The organism is Halosolutus gelatinilyticus (assembly GCF_023028105.1).
Classification (GTDB): Archaea; Halobacteriota; Halobacteria; order Halobacteriales; family Natrialbaceae; genus Halosolutus; species Halosolutus gelatinilyticus.
This window is the reverse complement of record NZ_CP095491.1, coordinates 3,500,552-3,519,275: the sequence shown is the minus strand read 5'-3', so window position 1 is coordinate 3,519,275 and position 18,724 is coordinate 3,500,552. Positions and strand designations below refer to the sequence as shown.

17 protein-coding genes are annotated in these 18,724 nt (G+C 66.7%); 7 read left to right on the top strand and 10 right to left on the bottom strand.

What is annotated here, in order from left to right:
* Window positions 1–94: 94 nt before the first annotated feature.
* From MUH00_RS17255 to hisC, 3 genes are read right to left on the bottom strand one after another with little or no spacing between them, the layout of a single operon-like run.
* On the bottom strand, window positions 95–706 hold the full coding sequence (locus MUH00_RS17255) for a CDP-alcohol phosphatidyltransferase family protein (RefSeq protein ID WP_247000706.1): 612 nt from the start codon (window positions 704–706) through the stop codon (window positions 95–97).
* Entirely contained in the window at window positions 703–1,245 is a 543-nt protein-coding gene (locus MUH00_RS17250; protein ID WP_247000705.1) for an adenylate kinase family protein, read from the bottom strand. The genes MUH00_RS17255 and MUH00_RS17250 overlap by 4 nt, the downstream gene beginning before the upstream one ends.
* On the bottom strand, window positions 1,242–2,426 hold the full coding sequence (gene hisC / locus MUH00_RS17245) for a histidinol-phosphate transaminase (RefSeq protein WP_247000703.1): 1,185 nt from the start codon (window positions 2,424–2,426) through the stop codon (window positions 1,242–1,244). Before hisC ends, MUH00_RS17250 begins: the two co-directional genes overlap by 4 nt.
* Window positions 2,427–2,668: 242 nt before the next feature.
* Here hisC and MUH00_RS17240 point away from each other — a divergent pair, with 242 nt between their 5' ends.
* Entirely contained in the window at window positions 2,669–3,148 is a 480-nt protein-coding gene (locus MUH00_RS17240) for a hypothetical protein (protein ID WP_247000701.1), read from the top strand.
* On the opposite strand, the gene MUH00_RS17235 is transcribed toward MUH00_RS17240, so the two are convergent.
* Genes MUH00_RS17235 through MUH00_RS17225 form a run of 3 tightly spaced genes read right to left on the bottom strand, consistent with a single transcriptional unit; the run spans window position 3,100 to window position 5,623 of the window.
* The gene (locus MUH00_RS17235) at window positions 3,100–4,080 is read right to left on the bottom strand and encodes a lysylphosphatidylglycerol synthase transmembrane domain-containing protein (RefSeq protein ID WP_247000699.1); all 981 of its coding nucleotides are present in this window, start codon (window positions 4,078–4,080) and stop codon (window positions 3,100–3,102) included. The genes MUH00_RS17240 and MUH00_RS17235 overlap by 49 nt on opposite strands.
* Entirely contained in the window at window positions 4,077–4,715 is a 639-nt protein-coding gene (locus MUH00_RS17230; protein ID WP_247000697.1) for a PHP domain-containing protein, read from the bottom strand. Before MUH00_RS17230 ends, MUH00_RS17235 begins: the two co-directional genes overlap by 4 nt.
* Complete coding sequence (locus MUH00_RS17225) at window positions 4,712–5,623, bottom strand: UbiA prenyltransferase family protein (protein ID WP_247000695.1); 912 nt, start codon at window positions 5,621–5,623, stop codon at window positions 4,712–4,714. The genes MUH00_RS17230 and MUH00_RS17225 overlap by 4 nt, the downstream gene beginning before the upstream one ends.
* Before the next feature lie 60 nt (window positions 5,624–5,683).
* Between MUH00_RS17225 and MUH00_RS17220 the strand changes: the two genes are divergently transcribed.
* Window positions 5,684–6,775: an NAD-dependent epimerase/dehydratase family protein gene (locus MUH00_RS17220; RefSeq protein ID WP_345780933.1), complete on the top strand. Its 1,092-nt coding sequence runs from the start codon at window positions 5,684–5,686 to the stop codon at window positions 6,773–6,775.
* Between the two features lie 44 nt (window positions 6,776–6,819).
* On the opposite strand, the gene MUH00_RS17215 is transcribed toward MUH00_RS17220, so the two are convergent.
* The 3 genes from MUH00_RS17215 to MUH00_RS17205 form a co-directional block, all read right to left on the bottom strand.
* Window positions 6,820–8,424 carry a glycosyltransferase family 39 protein gene (locus MUH00_RS17215; RefSeq protein WP_247000691.1) on the bottom strand — a complete coding sequence of 535 codons (1,605 nt, stop codon included), beginning with the start codon at window positions 8,422–8,424 and terminating at the stop codon, window positions 6,820–6,822.
* Window positions 8,425–8,543: 119 nt separating this feature from the next.
* The gene (gene ligA / locus MUH00_RS17210) at window positions 8,544–10,310 is read right to left on the bottom strand and encodes an ATP-dependent DNA ligase LigA (RefSeq protein ID WP_247000688.1); all 1,767 of its coding nucleotides are present in this window, start codon (window positions 10,308–10,310) and stop codon (window positions 8,544–8,546) included.
* A 108-nt stretch (window positions 10,311–10,418) separates the two neighbouring features.
* Window positions 10,419–10,877 carry a response regulator gene (locus MUH00_RS17205; RefSeq protein ID WP_247003997.1) on the bottom strand — a complete coding sequence of 153 codons (459 nt, stop codon included), beginning with the start codon at window positions 10,875–10,877 and terminating at the stop codon, window positions 10,419–10,421.
* A gap of 482 nt (window positions 10,878–11,359) precedes the next feature.
* Between MUH00_RS17205 and MUH00_RS17200 the strand changes: the two genes are divergently transcribed.
* The 3 genes from MUH00_RS17200 to MUH00_RS17190 all read left to right on the top strand — a co-directional run bounded on the left by MUH00_RS17200 (window position 11,360) and on the right by MUH00_RS17190 (window position 14,774).
* Window positions 11,360–12,910 carry a glutamate-cysteine ligase family protein gene (locus MUH00_RS17200; RefSeq protein WP_247000686.1) on the top strand — a complete coding sequence of 517 codons (1,551 nt, stop codon included), beginning with the start codon at window positions 11,360–11,362 and terminating at the stop codon, window positions 12,908–12,910.
* A 104-nt stretch (window positions 12,911–13,014) separates the two neighbouring features.
* The gene (cofD, locus tag MUH00_RS17195; RefSeq protein WP_247000684.1) at window positions 13,015–14,007 is read left to right on the top strand and encodes a 2-phospho-L-lactate transferase; all 993 of its coding nucleotides are present in this window, start codon (window positions 13,015–13,017) and stop codon (window positions 14,005–14,007) included.
* 5 nt (window positions 14,008–14,012) lie between these two features.
* On the top strand, window positions 14,013–14,774 hold the full coding sequence (locus MUH00_RS17190; RefSeq protein WP_247000682.1) for a tRNA-dihydrouridine synthase: 762 nt from the start codon (window positions 14,013–14,015) through the stop codon (window positions 14,772–14,774).
* 39 nt (window positions 14,775–14,813) lie between these two features.
* Here the strand turns inward: MUH00_RS17190 and MUH00_RS17185 are convergent, their stop codons facing one another.
* A complete protein-coding gene (locus tag MUH00_RS17185; protein WP_247000680.1) occupies window positions 14,814–15,254 on the bottom strand; it encodes a universal stress protein in 441 nt (146 codons plus the stop codon).
* Window positions 15,255–15,466: 212 nt separating this feature from the next.
* Here MUH00_RS17185 and MUH00_RS17180 point away from each other — a divergent pair, with 212 nt between their 5' ends.
* Both MUH00_RS17180 and MUH00_RS17175 read left to right on the top strand, forming a co-directional pair.
* A complete protein-coding gene (locus MUH00_RS17180; protein ID WP_247000678.1) occupies window positions 15,467–17,782 on the top strand; it encodes an amino acid permease in 2,316 nt (771 codons plus the stop codon).
* Between the two features lie 161 nt (window positions 17,783–17,943).
* Window positions 17,944–18,624 carry a potassium channel family protein gene (locus MUH00_RS17175; protein ID WP_247000676.1) on the top strand — a complete coding sequence of 227 codons (681 nt, stop codon included), beginning with the start codon at window positions 17,944–17,946 and terminating at the stop codon, window positions 18,622–18,624.
* Window positions 18,625–18,724 lie beyond the last annotated feature (100 nt).

Below are 18,724 nucleotides of genomic sequence, written 5' to 3'. Positions count from 1 at the left end.
GCTACGGGTGGGGATGAAAGGAGGCTTTCGTGGTGTTCCTGACTGATCTGTCGGAGTCAGCGGTGAATGCAACACGAGAGAGAATAACCACGGGTCAATCGAGAGCCGACCAGGCGTAGGTGAACCGCTGAAGTGCGGTCACGTGGCCGACCGCCGCGAGGAACACGAGCAGCCAGCCGATCACCGTGAGACCGCCGTACTCGCCCGTAACCGGGTAGGCCACGAAGCCGACGACGCCGATGATGACGAGCCGATCGGCGCGCCCGACGACGCCGCCGTAGACCCGATCGAGGCCGACCGCCTGGGCCTGGGTGCCGAGATACGAGGTCATGACGACCCCGGTAACAGCGAGGAATCCGAGCAGGTAGTTTTCGATGCCGGCCGCCAGCCCGCCGATGATGATGATGTCCGCGTACCGATCGAGGACGTGATCGAGCAAGTCGCCGCCGGCGGAGGCGACCTGCTGTTCGCGGGCGAGCGCGCCGTCGACGATGTCGAGCCAACCGTTCAGGAAGACCAGCGCCGCGGCGACGGCGTACCAGACCGGAGCCGCGCGACCGCCGAGCGCGAACGCTGCGGCGGCCAGCACCGCCATCCCGAACGCCAGCACGCTCACGCCGTCGGGCGACATGCCGACCCGATCGAACCCCTTCACGAACGGGTCGAGGAAGCCGGAAACGTACGGACGAAGCCTGTCGAGCGTCATTGCAGGTACCCCACGAAGTCAACGTCCCCTGCACTCGGTTCCCGATCGCCAGCGATCACAGCCGCGAGTTCGTCCGCGACCAGCGCCGGCGGTCGATCGGTCGTGTCGATCTCGTAGACCGACTCGAGGCCGTGTTCCTCGACTGCCTCGGCGAGGAGCACGTCGAGCGCCTCGCTCTCGGCGTTCTCGCGAGCCTTGGCTTCGTTCTCGCCGCGATCGCGGAGCCGGGCTTCGAGCGCGTCGGGCCGACAGCGCAGGACGGCGACCCGATCGGCTTCGAAGTGGTGCGCCAGGTGGGATTCGATCACGGCGTCGTCGCGCCCATCGAGCCAGTCGGCGATCGCGTCGAGATCCGCAACCAGGCTCTGCCGATCGGCGTCGACCTCGGTGTACAGCTCCTCGGACTCGAGGACGTCGTTGAGGTGGATCACGTTCAGATCCGGCGCGTCCGCCGATTCGTCGGCCTCGAGTCGGAGTTCGAGCAGTTCCGTCGCTGTCGTCTTTCCCGTTCCCGGGGTTCCGGTGACGGCGACCCTCACGTGTCCGGCACCTCCGCGTTGGCGCTCGATTCCGGCGCGGCGTCGCGCTCCCCTTCGGAATCCGCGCTCGCCTCGTCAGGGTCGACGTCGAGATCGGCGAGCGCGGCGTTGAGCGTCTCGACGGCGCGTTCGGTCTCGGCCTCGGTCCCGCAGGTGATGCGGACACAGCCCGGGAGGCCGAAACTCGAACAGTCACGGACGATGACGCCTCGCTCCTGCAGCTCCTCGGCGACCGCCGACGCGTCCCCGACGTCGACGAGGACGAAGTTGCCCTCGCTGGGCCAGACGTGTGCGTCGACGTGCTCGCGCAGGTACTCGCGCGCGTCGATCGCCGTCTCGACGGTGCGATCGACGTGTTCCCGATCGCCGACCGCGGCGAGGCCGGCGCGGCAGGCGAGTTCGCTCGCCGCGAACGGCGTGTTCACGCGGGCGTAGGCGTCGGCCCACTCGTCGGGAACGATCGCGTAACCGAGGCGAACGCCCGCGAGGCCGTAGGCCTTCGAGAACGTCCGGAGGACGGCGACGTCGTCGCGGGCGTCGAAGCCGTCCCGACCCTCGATCAGGGAGACGGCGCTGTTCACGTCGGCGAACTCGCCGTAGGCCTCGTCGACGACGAGCAGCGTCTCGTCGGCCGTTTCGTCGGCCAGCCGTTCGATCTCCTCGAGCGCGATCGTCGAGCCGGTCGGGTTGTGCGGGCTGGTGAGCCAGACGATCCGCTCGTCGTCGTACCGTTCGAGGACGGTCGCGGCGTCCTGGGCGAAGTCGTTCGCGCGTTCGAGCGCGTACGTGCGAACGTCGCCGTGGTGGAACCGGGCGCTCATCCCGTAGTAGGCGAAGCCGGGTTCGGGAACGAGAACGTCGTCGCCCGGCTCCAGCGTCGCCCGGTGGAGGTAGTCGATCGCCCCGTCGCCGCCGTTGGCGAGCCACACCTGCTCGTCGGCGACGTCCCAGCGATCGGCGACGGCGCTCGTGAGGTCGGCGTGGGCGGCTTTCGGGTACGAGTTGACGGTCCCGGCGGCGTCGCGGAGGGCCACGGCGGCCGCGGGCGAGGGGCCGTGCGGGTTCTCGTTCGAGGCGAGTTTGACGAACTCCGAGGGATCGCGCTTGAGTTCGCGGGCGACCTCCTCGATGCCTCGACCCGCCTCGTAAGCGATGTGATCGGACAGGTCGCGCGGTTGCATACGCGAATTCTGTTTCCCGTGGCTCTTAAGGGTGCTTACCTGTCTCGGCCGGCGCGGTCTCGACCGCGTTGGGCGCTGGCTCTCTACTCGGCGCGCTCGTCGTAAAACCGACGGACCGGTTAACGCGATATTTCAGCTATCCTGATGTTAACTACGGGCGGGTGCGTATCCGGTCGATGATGCTCGACAGCCCTCTCAAACGCGTACTGAACGTACTTCGAGCGAACCGTACGACACTCGCGATGGTCGTCCTCGCGATCGGAGCTGCCGTCCTTCCGGTCCCCGTCGCGGCGGACCACGCATTGGCCGTGGTCGAGGGACCCGACGACTTTGGATTCGAATCCGCCCCCGACCCCGTCGAGGTCGAACCGCCACAGACCGCCGAGATCCGCGTGACCAACACCGGCGGCGATCCCTTCACATTCGAGCTTTCGCCCCTCGGCGACCACCTCCACTTCGAGGCGGAAATCGAACCCGAAGCCGACGACGTGACGATCCTCATCGATACCGGGAACGTCGGCGCCGACGAGCCGAAGTCCCTCGGGGCCGACGGGTCCGACCGGAAGTCGCCGCTCCGACGGAACGCGTCCGCAAACGACGCCAGTATTCGAATGGGTCCCAACGCGAACTGCGCCGCGGAACGGCGACCGATCGCGACGAACGAGCGGTCGGCTCATCGAAGCGCTTCGGCGGATTCGCGCCGCTCCCGGAGGTACCGGTAGCAGACGAACACGGTCGTTCCCAACGCGGCGCCGTACCATAGCGTCCCGACCCGGATGACCAACGTCGCGCTAACGGCGACCGTGCGCGAGTAGCCGAGCACGACGAGCGTTCCGACCATGCTGGCCTCGGTGGCGGCCAGTCCGCCCGGTAACAGACTCGCCGCGCCGACGATCGATCCGAGGCCGAACACGAACAGCGCCAGCAGGACCGACCCGCCCGGCGCAAACCCGTCCAACACGATCCACAGCGCGACGCCTTCGAGGCCCCACGCGACGAGGCTGATGCTCACTGCGACGACCAGCGGGCGGGGTCGAAGGAGCGCGTACGAATTCTCGTAGAACTCCCTGACGTCGTCGGCGTAGGCCCCGACGAGCGGCACCGACTCCAGTCCTCCCAAGATCCGAAGGCAGGCGGTTCGCCACCGGAGAAGGGCCAGTCCGCCGAGGAAGATCGCCGTGACGACGAGCAGCGTCGTCGGTGACTGTTCGTACACGGCCGCCCCGAGGAAGGCGAACGCGGCGAGGGCCAACAGGTCGGTGACGCGTTCCGCGCCGACGACCGACGCCGTCCGGTTCACGGATACGCCGCGAAGATCGCGCAGAAACCACGCTTTCCACACTTCGCCGGCCTTGCCCGGCGTGACGGTCATCATCAATCCGCTGATGAACACCAGCAGGCTCGTGCCGATCGGGACGTCGACGCCGAGTTCGCGGAGGTAGTACTCCCACTTGAGAAACCGAACGCCGTAGCCGACGGTTACGAGCGCGAACACGGTGCCGATCCGCCACCGTTCGAGGGAGAGGATCGCCTCGCTGACCGCGTCCGCCTCGCCGAACGCGAAGAGGCCGAAGAAGATGGCGACCGTCAGGATCGCCGTGAGCCACAGGCCGTGTCGTCGAACGACGGTCCGCGCCCGATCGAGCCCGCTCATACGTCCAGCAGCGAGAGGGCGTCCGAGAGTTTGGTGGCGACGTGTCCCGACACGTAGCCGCCGCGTCCGTCGGTTCGTGTCGCGCGCGCACGAATTGCCTCCAGAACGGGCCGATCGCTGATCGTGCAGGCCCGCCCGACTTCCATCGGAAAGTGCGCGTCGCTCCCGCCGGTGATCGCGAGGCCGTGGCTCTCCGCGAACGATCGCGCTCGACGGTTGAACCGCGGGAGCACGCACCGCGAGTTCGTCGCCTCGACGCCGTCGACGCGCTTCGCGATCGCTTCGAGATCGGCGGTGTAGTGTTCGCGGAGGCTGTCGAAGGGGTGCGAGAGAATCGCGAGTCCGCCCTGGTCGTGGACGCGGTCGATCACGGCGAGGGGATCGGCCATCGGCGGCACCTCGCTCACGTTCAGCGCGAGCAGATGGCCCTGCGTCGTCGTTACCTCGACGCCGGGAATCACGGCGAGGTCGTCGGGGGCGAGGGCGGCCACCGCTTCGTAGCCGTCGAGGGTGTCGTGATCGGTGATCGCGATGCCGTCCAGGCCGGCGTCCAGCGCCGCGTCGACCACGTCACGGGGCGAATTTCGCGAGCAGGGGGAGACGTCGGTGTGAACCTGCAGATCGTACCGTCTCACCGAATCACCTCGATCGCGACCGACGGCAGATCGTAGAGGACGGCGACGACCAGGCCGATCCACAGGAGGAGATTCGCGATCGACGGACCGTCCGTGAGGAGGTACTTGGGCTGGCCGGCGATACCCGTCGTGTGGACGAGGTGGTGGTAGCGAAACACGCCGAAGAACGCGAGGGGAAGGGTCACCATCATCGCGGAATTGGTGCGAAAGAACGTGTACAGGGAATAGGCCATCAACAGCGTCGACATGGTCATTACGAGCAGTTGATCGACGTCGTTCTCGGAATACGCCCCAAGAACCCGCCTGGTCTCCCCTGGATCGGTCGTGATCTCCAGTTCGTGGCGGCGTTTTCCGAGCGCGAGAACGAGCGCGAGGAGGAACGTGCTCACGATAAGCCACGGACTCAGGTAGACGTCGATGGCGACGACGCCGGCGATCGCGCGGAGCACGAACCCGATGGCGACGATCAGCACGTCGACGAACACGATCCGCTTCAGGTACAGCGAGTAGAGGACGTTCTGACTGAGATAGGCGAGCAGAACGCCGAGAAACAGCGGGCCGAGACTGTAGGCTGCTCCGAAACCGATCGCGGCGAGGAGGAGTCCGAAGGCGGCGCCGACCGGAACGGAAACCTGTCCGCTGGCGATGGGTCGGTGTCGTTTCTCCGGGTGCTTCTGATCCTCTTCGAGATCGTTGATGTCGTTGAAAATGTACGCCGCGCCCGCGATGGCGGTAAAGGCCGCGACGCCGACGAGCAGGTTGATCCACGCGTCGAGGTCGAGGAGGTTCTTCGAAAAGACGATGCCGAGGAACATTACCCCTTGCTTGTACCACTGCCACGGCCGAATTTCCCGAAGTAATCCGGTGACCGTGGGTACCGGGGTTATCGTACGTGAAGACTCGGCCATCCGGTCGTCAGCGAAAACGAGAACAAGAATGATAAAGGTTCTCCGCATCCGTTTGATATGATGGTCGAGACGGACCAAGAGGCGTCCCGAGAGCGACGGTACGACTCCGTGATCGTTACGGGCGGAACCGGGTTTCTGGGTCTCCACGCGTGTCAGTACTTCCGCGACCGAGGGTGGGACGTCACCGCCTTCGACCTGAAACCGTTCGACGACGAGGACGACACGGCGGGGATCGGCTTCGTCCGTGGCGACGTGCGGGACGAAGAGCGGGTCGCGGACGCGATCGAAGCGGCCGACGCGGACGTGATCGTTCACAGCGCGGCCGCGCTCCCGCTGTGGGACGACGACGTGATCCGGGAGGTGACGGTCGACGGGACGCGGTCCGTGCTGTGGGCGGCCCGCGACCACGGCGTCGATCGCGTGGTGTACGTCTCGTCGACGGCCGTCTACGGAACCCACGACGCCCATCCGATAACCGAGAAGTCCCCGCTGGACGGCGTCGGGCCGTACGGAGAGGCGAAGATCGAGGCCGAAAAGGTCTGCGAGGACTTCCGGCGGATGGGGATGTGCGTTCCGATCCTCCGTCCGAAAACGTTCGTCGGCCCGCAACGGCTCGGCGTCTTCCAGATCCTCTTCGATTGGGTCGAGGACGGCGCGAACGTGCCGCTCGTCGGCTGGGGAACCAACCAGTATCAGCTCCTGCACGTGGACGATCTCGTGCGAGCGATCGGGTTGCTGACCGACGTCGACGCGGACGCGGCGAACGAGACGTACAACGTGGGTGCGACGGAGTTCGAGACGATGAAATCGGACTTCCAGGCGGTGATCGACGAGGCCGGAACGGGCAAGCGCGTGATCGGGACGCCGGCTCTCCTGGCAGTGCTCGCGCTCCGCGTCCTGAACGCGCTCGATCTCTCGCCGCTGTACCCGTGGGTGTACGAGACCGCCCACGAGGATTCGTACGTCTCCGTCGAGAAACTGCGCGAACTCGGGTGGGAGCCCGAGTACTCGAACGAGGAGGCCCTGGTCGACACGTACCGGTGGTACCTGGAGAACTACGAGGAGCGGGGCGATCGGACGGGGCGAGATCACCGCGTCGCGTGGGATCAGGGCGCCCTGAAGCTGGCCAAATTCGCCTTCAAGCGGATTTGACCGCCGAAAGACGACGCGCCGTCCGTCCACGCGGTTGCGGAAGGTCACCCGTTGCTCGAGGTCCGTTCGAACCCGAACACCGTGATCCCGTTGTACCGCTTCTCCGCAACCGGACCGCGGTAGTCGGGCCGCTCGGCCACGGCCTCGAGAATCCGCTGCTCAGTCGACGAATCGGTGTACGAGAGCACGACCCAGACGTCGTCGTAGCCGTCGACGGACGCCCGTATCTCGTCGACCGACGCGTCGGAGTCGATCCGGACGACGGTCGCGTTCGACCGATCGAAGTAGAAGCTGAACGGCCCCTCCGCGAACGGTCTGCTGACGAGGACGACGTCGTCGCCGTCGACGTTCGACTCGACGGCGGCGGCGGCCTCTCGCCACTGCTCTTTCTGGTCCTCCTCGTAGTACGTCGGGAGCGGCGCCACGAGTCCGACGAGAAGCACTCCAACGATCACGTACCGAAGCGTCGGGCGGGAGAGCGTCCGCACGCCGATCGCGATCAGGAGGAAAAACGCCAGCGACGCCCCGATCGAGTAGCGATCCACGAAGATCGGCGCGACGACGTGCGAGACGGCGATCGGGACGAGTATCGGCACGACGAACCAGAGAACGACCGCGTAGACGCCGTTTACCGGCACATCCCCGTGATCGGTCGCCGCCGCTGTTCCGCGGTCGCTCGACGCCGCACCGCGATCGGATTCCGCTGCACCGCGATTCCGCGCCGTTGTCCAGCGGTCGCCCGAGAGTGCGAGCACGAGACACGCCGCGACGACGAGCGAGACGAGGATCGGGAGCGACTCGCCGAACAGGTAGCCGCCGAGGTACGCGGCGAACGTCTGCCTGACGGTCTCGGCCGTCGGCAGCGGAATCCACGAGACGTTGCTCGTTTCGCCGGCGTGCGCCACCATTGTCCGGCGGAACAACCGCACTAGCCATGGGGAGAGCAGTAGCGCGGTGATCCCCTGGAGAGCGATCCAGCGCCGGAGCGTCAGCCGCGAACGGGGGACGATCCGGACGACGGGCCGAGAGAAGACGTACAGGTTCTGGGCGAGGATCGCGAACAATCCGAAGACGTGCGTGTAGCCGAGCAGAACCGTGGCGACGACGTACCAGATGTCGTCTCGAACGTCGGTTTCGTCCGCTCTCTCTCGGTGGATCCGCACGAACCAGTAGAACGAGAGCGCGGTCAGCAGCGCGAGCAGGTTGTACATTCGAACCTCCTGGGAGTACCAGACGTGAAACGGCGAGACGGCGACGAGCGCTGCCGCGATCGCCCCGACTTCTCGATCGAAGAGCCGCCGACCGATCGCGTAGAGGACGAGTACGGTGGCGACACCGACGAGGGCCGACAGTAGTCGCGCGGCCGATTCGCTCGTTCCGAAGATCGCCATCCAGCCCGAAAGGAGGAGAAAGTACAGCGGCGGGTGGGGATCGTTCCCCGGTACGCTGACCAGGAGTTCGTACGGCGTGTTCGACGTGACGAGCGTCACCGAGACGACCTCGTCGAGCCAGTAACTCTCGGCCCCCAATCGGAACAGCCGGAGCGCGGCCGTGAGGACCGCGATCGGATACAGTTCGATCGAGACGCCCCCCGGCGAACGATCCCAGGGTCGTTCCCCGTCCGTATCGGCCGTCGGGGGCTGCGACATAGTCCGATTGCAACGATCTGCCGTATGAATGTTGGGCGGCGATCGAGACTCGCAACCGAGATGTTGTACGCAGACGAACACCGGCGGTGCGACTCGCCGTCGCAGATCGTTCCACCCCGCTATCGGCCTCGAAGCCGTTCGACCCGATCGATCGTCTCCGCGTCTTCGGGGTTCTTGTCGTGGCGGACGCCCACAAAACGCGGGAATCGAAGCGCGTACCCCGACGAGTAGGTCGGCGAGGTCTGGATCTCCTCGTAGCCGACCTCGAAGACGATCGCGGGTTCGAGTTCGACCTCCTGGCCGGATTCCGCGGCGACGTGCGGCTCGAGCAGGTCGGTCAACTCGGCGAGTTTCTCGTCCGTGATACCGGTCGCGACTTTGCCGATCGTCTCCAGGTCGTCCCCGTCGCGAACCGAGAGTTCGAACGTGCCGAGGTAGGTTGCGCGCCGGCCCTCGCCCCACTCGGCGCCGGTGACGACGCAGTCGAGCGTCTCGACGTCTGGCTTGCGCTTTCGCCAGTTCTTCCCCCGCCGGCCCGGCGAGTAGGCGGAATCGGGATTTTTGAGCATGATTCCCTCGTGGCCCGCCTCGAGCGCGTCGGCGTCGATCGACTCGATCTCGTCGGGGTCGCCGGTGAGCCACAGCAGCGAGAGCGCCGGGACGTCCTCGGGGTCCTGGTCGGGTTCCTCTGTGAGAACCGCCTCGAGCCGATCGTGTCGGGTCGTGAGGGGTTCGTCGAGCAGGTCGTCCCCGTCGACGTGTAGACAGTCGAAGAAGACCGGCCTGACGGTGACGTCCTCGCGGACTTTCGCGACGTCGTGTTTGCGCCGGAATCGCTTTAAGACCTCCTGGAACGGCAGCGGCGCCCCGTCGTCGTCGATCGCGACGACCTCCCCGTCGAGGATCGCAGGCCGATCGAGGTGGGCGTCGGCGAACTCGACGACCTCCGGGAGCGCGTCCGTGACCTCCTCCATGTTGCGGGAGAAGACGCGCGTCTCGCCGGTCGCGTCCGGATCCGCGGCGGGCGACGCCGAATCCTCGGTATCGGACTTCGGATCCGCGGCGGCACCCGGATCGTGGTGCAACTGCACCCTCGCCCCGTCGTACTTCCATTCGACGGCCGCCTCGTCCCACTCCTCGAGTGCGTCGGTCACGGTCCCGGCTTGCGCGAGCATCGCCTGAACCGGCCGCCCGAGTTCGAGGTCCGTCGCGTCGAGCCCCTCGACGCCCTCGTCGCGAGCGATTCTGGCCACCTCCCCGTAATCGTTCGACACCTGGAGAGCGCGTTCGACCCGATCGGCGGGCGCGTCGAACGCCGCGGCGATCGCGTCCCTAACCGTACCCTCTCCGACACCGATGCGCATCTCCGAGAGAACGAGTCGGGCGAGGTAGCGCGCCTCCTCGCTCGAACACCGGTTGAAGAGGCCGAACAGGAGGTCGACCTTGCGATCCTGGCTGCCCGCGCCCTCGGTCGTCGCGAGGTCGGTCAGCGTCTCGTGGACCTCGCGGACGGTGAGGTCGCCGGAGCCGCCGTCGTTCCCGTCGGCCCCGCCGCCGGTGAAGGCGCCCAGTCCCTGCTGACCGCCGAACTCGTAGCTTGCCGCCACGTCGCCGATCTCGCCCAGCTCCGCGAGCCGATCCTCGACGTCGTCGGCGTCCACGTTCGTTCCGGCGGCGCGGGCGATCGCCTCGTAACACGTGGTCGGGCCGATATCGAGCGTCGTCGACTCCCACGCCGGGAACACTCGCCCCTGAACGAACCGCGCGATGATCTCCAGATCGTCGCCCGCGTCGACGAGCAGGGCGGTCACGCGGTCGACGATCTCGAGGTCGGCGGGCTCGGCTTCGATCGCGGCGGCGCGATCGGCGAACGTGGCGAACTCCATCGACGGTGTGTATCGCCGGCGAAAATAAAACGGTTCGGAGACGCCGCCATCGGCGCGGGTGCGACGAGCGCCGCGGCGCCGACGGCTCCGTAACGGAGCGGCGGGCGATCAGCGGTAGCCGGACCGCGTCGACGTTCCCGGGAGCTTCGCGACGCCGAGCCAGAACGAGCCGATCTGTCGAACGAGGTCGTCGAACCGGTCCCGATCGGTCGGCTTCACGAGATAGGCGTTCGCGTAGCGACGGTACGACTCTTCCACCTTCGCCGGTTCGTCCGTCCGCGCGATCACGATCACGGGGATCGGATCGGCCTTGAGCGCCGTGAGGAGTTCGTAGCCGTCACCCTCCGGAACGTCGGGGTCGAGCAAGACGAGATCCGGTTTCATCTCGTCCGAGAACTCGCCGTTCCGACGAACGAACTCGAGCGCATCCGCCGCGTCGGACGTCACGTGAAGCGTGTTCGGCGCGTCGAGCGCCTCGAACGACTTCCGAAATCGCCGCGCGTCGGCGGGATCCGATTCGATCAACAGAATATCGTACGAATACCCGCGGGTGGAGGGAAGACCCATGTCGGTCACTGTCGACCGAGAGGGGCGGCGGCGGTATAAAGCTCACTGGGCTTATATACGGACTGAAAATATCGCATTCGGTACGGAGAACGAAACGCTCCGAAAGCCCGCGACACCCATCGCCGCGAGGCGGGCCGGAACCCCGCGAGGGCTGGGCGCGGCATGCCGATCCGATCGTAGTCGATCGTCGCGGCGTCGCCGTCGATGACCCCCAATTCGAGTTTCTCGGTTCGGTTTCGGACCGCGTTGGCCGCCATGCTGAGTGCGTCGGCGATCGCGGTGATCGGCGACATCGTCCTTCCGGAGGTGAGACGAGATCATGCGGTCGGGCTGGTCGAACGACGAAGCCACAGCCGCCGTTCGGTCGACGTTTGAAAGGCGGCGTTCCCGACCGTCGTCGGGTGTCGATCGCCCGCGACCGGTCCCGAGCCGCGGGTCTCCAGAGGGCTGCTTTAAAGACCGTCGAACACGCACTCGGAGGTATGCCAGCAGGAGACCTCGCGTCGCGGGTCGCGGACGTGCTCGCGGTCGACGCCGACGAGTTCCGGGAGCGCGCCGCCCAGGACGCCGACGTGATCGTCGACGCAGTTGAGGACGGGGTCTTCGACAATCCCCAGGCGATCGTCGGGTTCGAGTACGAGTTCTACGCGGTCAAGTCGGACGACTGTACGCTCCGACGGGTGCCCCGACGGCTGCTCGAACTCATCGGCTTCGAGAAGGAACTCGGGCTCCACAACGCGGAGATGACGACCAGTCCGCAGCCGCTGAACGTCCACGGACTGCGCGCCCAGGAATCGGAGGTGAAAGCGCGCCTGCAGACCGCCCTCGGCGTGACCAGTTCCGAACGGATGCGGCTGGTCAGCGACGGACTGTGGACGATCCCGCCGGAGGGAGAGGAGGCGGGGACGTATCTCACCGACAGCGTCGAACGGACCGTCGGCGGTCCCGACGGCGCCAGGTCGATCCGGATCGCGACCAACATGAGCGGGTCGGCGCGGTACCACGCGATGGCCAACACCGACCAGGCCGAGTCGGCGGGCATGTGCATCCAGGCGCCGCACGTGTCGCTGCGAGCGGACACCGTCATGCCGGAGAGCCTCATCACGTCGATCCAGCCCCACTACCAGGTCCCCCACGCGATCGACCTGCCGGACTACTTCAACTACGCGCTCCGGATCGCCGGGCCGCTGCTCGCGCTCGGAGTCAACTCGCCGTTCTTTCCGGCGGACCTGTACGACGAGGACGCAAGCGCCGAGGACGTTCTCCGGGACGGTTGGATGGAACACCGCATCAGCGTCTTCGAGACCGTCCTGAACGACCCCATGACCGGCGAGGGGAAGGTCCGGTTCCCCCGCGATCTGGGAAGCGTCCAGGAGGCGATCGATCGGATCGCGAGCGACGACACGATCGTGCCGATGCCGGTCGATCCGGGCGAGCGGTTCGACGATCGGTTCCCGCACTTCCGGCGCAAGCACGGCACCTACTGGCGCTGGGTCCGGCCGGTCTTCGACGGGCCCACGCGATCGGCCGCGAACGCGCGCATCGAGTTCCGACCGATTCCGGCGCAGCCGACCGTCCGCGACGGAATCGCCTTCCTCGCGGCCTTCGCCGGCCTCATGGAGAGTCTCACGCGACTCGAACACCCGGTCGTCGAACTCGACTGGCAGCTCGCTCGCGAGAACTTTTACGCGGCGATGCGAAACGGGCTGGACGCCGAACTCGACTGGATCACCAACGACGGAAAGGAGACGACCGACAGGCTCGCCGTCTACGAGGACCTGCTGGCCCACGCCGAGGACGGGCTGACCAACCGCGGACTGAACGACGAGGAAGCCGCGAAGTACCTGTACCCGCTGCGCCGGCGGGTCCGTCAGAACGTGACGCCCGCCTCCTGGAAGCGCGAACAGGTCCGCGGGGCGCTCGACGACGGCGCCGACCTCGCCGACGCGATCGCGACGATGCAACGGCGGTACGTCGATCGGCAGTCGAAGACGCTGCTCGAGGGGAGTTTCGCCGACTGGATCGGGGACTGAGCGCCGACCCGCGCGGTCGGTTCGCGGCCCGACGGCGACGCGACCGAGGCGAACGCAACCCGTGGCCGCAAGTGATTAAGTACCCACGTACGAGAGTGTGAGATATGGTTACCTTCCTCTCCGGGGGCACCGGGACACCGAAGTTATTAGACGGTGCTGCGGCCGCATTTTCGCCGGAGGAGACAACCGTCGTCGCCAATACGGGCGATGACATCGAACTCGGCGGGCTCTTCGTCTCGCCCGACGTCGACACGCTGCTCTTCCAGGGCGGCGGCGTCCTCGATCGGGAGACGTGGTGGGGTATCAACGGCGACACGCACCGGACCAACTCGGCGCTGATGGACGTCGCCGCGGCCGCGGACCTCCCCGACGGCCCGCAGTACCTCTCAGCGGAGGCGCAGACCGCGGGCAGGGAACTCGCGCGCTGGCGGCGCTTCTCCGGTATCGCGGAGTTCATGACGATCGGCGATCGCGACCGGGCCGTTCACATCACCCGGACGAGCCTCCTCGATCAGGGATTCACGCTGAGCGAGGCTACCCGACGCCTGGCCGACGCGTTCGGGCTGACGATCGACATCCTGCCGATGAGCGACGATCCCGTGGCCAGTCTGATCCACACCGATCGGGGGATGATGCATTTTCAGGAGTTCTGGGTGGGCCACGGGGGCGAGCCGACCGTCGAGAACGTCGAGTTCCGCGGCTCCTCCCGGGCCGAACCCGCGCCGGGCGTGCTCGAGGCGCTCGAGGAGACGGTCGTTATCGGTCCGTCGAACCCCGTCACGAGCATCGGACCGATGCTCGCGCTGCCGGGGGTCGCGAAGGCTCTCAGTCGGACTCCCGTCGTCGCCGTCTCGCCGTTTCTCGGGGACGACGTCTTCTCCGGCCCGGCCAAGGACCTCATGGAGGCCGTCAACGCGGAGCCGAACACGAACGGGCTGGCGACCGCCTACCCGTTCGCGGACGCGTTCGTCATCGACGACGACGATCCCACCGAGTTCGATCGGCCGACGGTCCGGACAGATATCCGGATCGACTCCCCCGAGGACGCCGCGCGGGTCGTGAACGCGATCGACGACGCGATCGACCTCGTCTCCTGACACCGATGTTCACGCCACCGCTCGCCCTCGCGAGTCTCAGCGGCGAGGCGGACGCCGGCTGGGCCCGCGCGGGCGCCGCCCACGCCGGCGCCGCGTTCCTCGGCGGCATCGCGCTCGACGACGACGCGAGAGAGGCTGCTCGAAAGCTCGTCGCCCGCGATCGAAACGAGTTCCTTCCGGCCGATCCGCTCCGGTTCGTCGATCGACAACTGGTCGCGCTCGCCGACGCCGAGATCCAGCCAGCGTTCAACGTCCGGAGTACGACGCCCGAGCCGATAGTCGAGGCCGCGCGGGTCTGTCGCGACCGGGACGCCTTCCTCGAGATCAACGCCCACTGCCGCCAGGACGAACTCTGCGCCGTCGGCTGCGGCGAGACGCTCCTTCGGGACGAACCTCGGCTTCGGGAGTTCGTCGAACGAGCGGCCGACACCGGCGCGACGGTCGGCGTCAAGGTCCGCGCGGAGGTTCTCGGCGTCGACCTGCCGGCGCTCGCGCGGACGATCGAGGACGCGGGCGCCTCGTTCGTCCACGTCGACGCGATGGACAGCGAGTCGGTGATCGCCGACGTCGCCGAGGCGAGCGACCTGTTCGTGATCGCCAACAACGGCGTTCGCGACGACGCGACCGTTCGGGAGTACGCCGACTACGGCGCCGACGCCGTCAGCGTCGGGCGGCCGAGCGACAACCCGGCCGTGCTCGAACGGGTGCGCGAGGCCGTCGATCGGCGGCTTGGATCGGCCTTCGAACTCGACGCCGGAACGCGCTAATACGCCCAGACGTTCGGATCGAGTATGAGTTGCCGAGCGTTATTCGGCGTCGACCTCCGCCGGGAGCACGATCACGGGGACCTGACCGGCCCTTGTGAGCTGGCTGGACAGGTTCCCGCTCAGAAGCGACGAGAGTCGGCCGCCCGGTCGTGGAACGAACGCGATCGCCGTCGCGTCGGCCTCGGCCGCGGCCGCGACGATCTCCTCGACGACGTCCGTGCCGTAGCGGCGTTCGGTCTCGACGTCGTACGCGGTCGTCCCGAAGTAGTTCTCGACGAATTCGAAGATCTCGTCCGCTTGCTCCTCCATCGCCGCCAGCGGCGCCTTGTCCGGCGCGCCGCCGCCTTTCTCGATGACGTTTACGACGTGGATAAGCACGTCGCTGTCGCCGAGGTGGGCGGACAGCGCCCGGCACGTCGTTTTCGCGTCCGACTCGTTCGCGATCGGAACGACGATCCGCTGGAGCAAGTGCGAGGACATTGGATCGGTCTCGACTCGAGGTACGGCCGAGCGCCACATCAAGCCTCCGACAGCGGGCCCGAAGCGGTGCCGGGTCGCCGTCGAGACGAATGCACAACGTTCAAGCCGATCTCGACAAGTGTCTCTGCATGTTTATCACCATGTCTGATTGGACTGTGCGCTCGCAAGGCCAACGCTATCGAGCGATCCCGTCCTCGAAGAGGTGACCCGACGTGAACGCTGACGAAGAACTCGCGAAGGACCTCGGTCCGATCGCCGCGCTGACGATCGGCGTCGGCACGATGATCGGCGCCGGCATCTTCGTCCTGCCGGGCTCCGCCGTCGGAGAACTGGGACCGCTGGCGGCGCTGGCGTTCGTGATCGGCGGGGCGATCGCCCTGCTCACCGCGCTCTCGGCGTCCGAACTCGGTACCGCGATGCCCGTTTCGGGGGGCGCCTACTACTACGTGAATCAGGGACTCGGTCCCCTGTTCGGCTCGATCGCCGGCTGGGGCAACTGGATCGGGCTCGCGTTCGCCTCGGCGTTTTACATGTACGGCTTCGGCGAGTACGTCAATCAGTTCGTGAGCGTATCGTCGCTGGCGATCGGTCCCGTCGGCCTCGAGTCCGCCCAGTTGATCGGGCTGGTCGGCGCCGCGTTCTTCATCACCGTTAACTACGTCGGTGCCAAGGAAACTGGGTTGTTACAGAACCTCATTGTCATCATCCTGGTCGGCATTCTCTCCGTCTTCACGTTGTTCGGTCTGCTAGACGCGAATGTGGAGACGCTCCGCCCGATTGATCCGTTCGGCTGGGGGGAGTTGCTCCCGGTGACCGGGATCATATTCGTCTCGTATCTCGGCTTCGTCCAGATCACGTCCGTCGGCGAGGAGATTCAGGACCCCGGCCGAAACCTCCCCCGAGCGGTCATCGGGAGCGTCGTCATCGTCACGGCGATGTACGCGCTGATTCTGCTCGCCATACTTGCGGCAGTCGAAACCGACGTCGTGGCGAACAACGAGACCGCAGTTGTCGACGTCGCGCGGCTGTTGATGGGGCCGGTCGGCGCCGCGGCGCTACTGTTTGGCGGCCTGCTGGCGACCGCCTCGTCGGCGAACGCGTCGATCCTCGCGTCCTCGCGGATCAATTTCGCGATGGGCCGGGACAAACTCGTCACGCCGAAGATCAACGAGGTCCACCCGCGGTTCGCGACGCCCTATCGTGCGATCGCGATCACCGGCGGACTCATCCTCCTGTTCATCGTGGCCGGTAACCTGGAACTGCTGGCGACCGCTGGGAGCGTGCTCCACCTCATCGTCTACGGGCTGTTGAACCTCGCGTTGATCGTCTTCCGCGAGGCCGATCCCGAGGGGTACGATCCCGACTTCGAGGTTCCGTTCTATCCCGTAACCCCGATTCTCGGCGCGGTGTGTTCGTTCGCGTTGATCGCATTCATCGAGCCGTTCGTGATCCTGCTGTCGATCGGATTCGTCGCCTTCGCCGCGATCTGGTATCTCGGCTACGCCCGCTCGCAGGTCGAGGTGCCGGGCGTTCTCGCGCAGTACGTTCTCAGGCGGTCCGAGGAGTTGCCGGACTTCGCGGTCTCCGCGACGACGGCCGTCCAACCCGGCGAGGGCGATTACCGCGTGATGGTTCCGCTGGCCAACCCGGCTCACGAGAAACACCTCATCACGCTTGCGTCGGCGATCGCCGACCAGCACGACGGGACGGTCGTCGCCGTCAACATCGTGCAGGTTCCCAACCAGACGTCGCTTGCGGCCGCGCGCGAGCAGGAGGAGCACGACGCGGCCGCGCACCTGCTCGACCAGGCGCGCGCGGACGCCGAGACACACGGCGTCGACGTCGAAACGCACGCGGTCCTCTCCCACCGCGGCATCGAAGAAGTGTTCGACGCGGCGCGGCGGTACGGCGCGGACACCTGCGTCATGGGATGGGGGCCGAACTCGCACCGATCGCCGGGCCGCGCCGAAACCGCGATCGACGAACTCGCCCACTCGCTGCCCTGTGACTTCCTGGTCTTTCGGGACCGAGGGTTCGACCCCGCTCGGATCCTCCTCCCGACCGCCGGCGGTCCCGATTCGGAGCTCGCGGCGACGATCGCGCGCACCCTCCGGGATCAGTACCGCGCCGACGTAACGCTGTTCCACGTCGCCGAGAACGGAGACCGCGAGAACGGCGAGCGGTTCCTCCGATCGTGGGCCGCGGAACACGGCCTCGGGGACGCGACGCTCAGCGTCGAAACGGGGGACGTCCAGCGGCGGATCGCGGATGCCGCTTCGGACGCGACGCTCCTGATCATCGGGGCCACGGAGAAGGGGCTGCTCTCGCGGCTCGTCCGCAGGACGCTCGTCCTCGACGTCCTCGAAGACGTCGACTGTTCGGTGCTGCTCGCGGAGAAACGCCACGAGCGGAGCCTTCGCGAACGGATCTTCGGAACGAAATCTCGATCGGCCGACCGGTCCGAGATCGGCGTCACGCCCGAACCGTCGACCCCCGATCCGACGGAGATCGAAGAGGAACCGCCGTGATCGACTAGATCGCTCGTCATTTCGAGACTCGCGTTGGCGGCACGGATACGCAGGCGACGGGTATAATCCTCGTCCGGTTCGAGATGCACCGGTCAGTCGTTTCGACAGGTCACTCGACCGATCGAAGCGCGACCGTCGAGCGAACACGCAGAACGCGAGCTATGAGGTACCTCATCATCGTCGGGGCGGGCGATATCGGCGGTCCGCTCATCGACATCGCGACGCGATCGGGAGCCGAAGTGGTAGTCGTCGAACGGAATCCGGCGAAGGCGAACTACGTCGCCGACGAGTATGACTGTCTGATCCTCAACGCGGACGCAACGATCAAAAATACGCTCGAGGACGCCGGCGCCGATCGGGCCGACGCCATCATCACGACGACCGACAAGGACGCGACGAACATCATGGTCTGTCTGCTCGCCAAGCAGTTCGACGTCCCGAGCATCGTGTCGGTCGTTCACGACCCCGAGCACATGGCGCTCTATAAGCAGATCGACGTGAACCTCATGGAGAACCCGCAGCAGCTGATCGCGGAACACCTGTTTCGGGCGGTCGATCTGCCGTCGATCGTCGACTACCTGCGGATCGGCAAGGAGGCGGAAGTGTTCGAGATCGTCGTCGACGAGGGCGCCCCCATCGCGAACAGGACGATCGACGAGGCGGCCAGGGAGGGGATCATCCCGAGCGACGTGCTGATCGTCGCGATCGAACGCGAGGGGGACGATCGACCGATCACGCCTCGCGGAAACGTCACGATACACCCCGGCGATCTCCTGACCGTGTACTCGGCGTTCGGCGCCGAACCCCGATTGACGGGCGTGTTTAGCGACGACGATCGGTGACGGGCGATGGGAGCGACGGGCCACCAGTACGAGCCGATTACTTGACTCGCGGCGGCCCGTCTCTCCGCGAGAACGCGGGCCCGACTGCCGACGAGTTCCG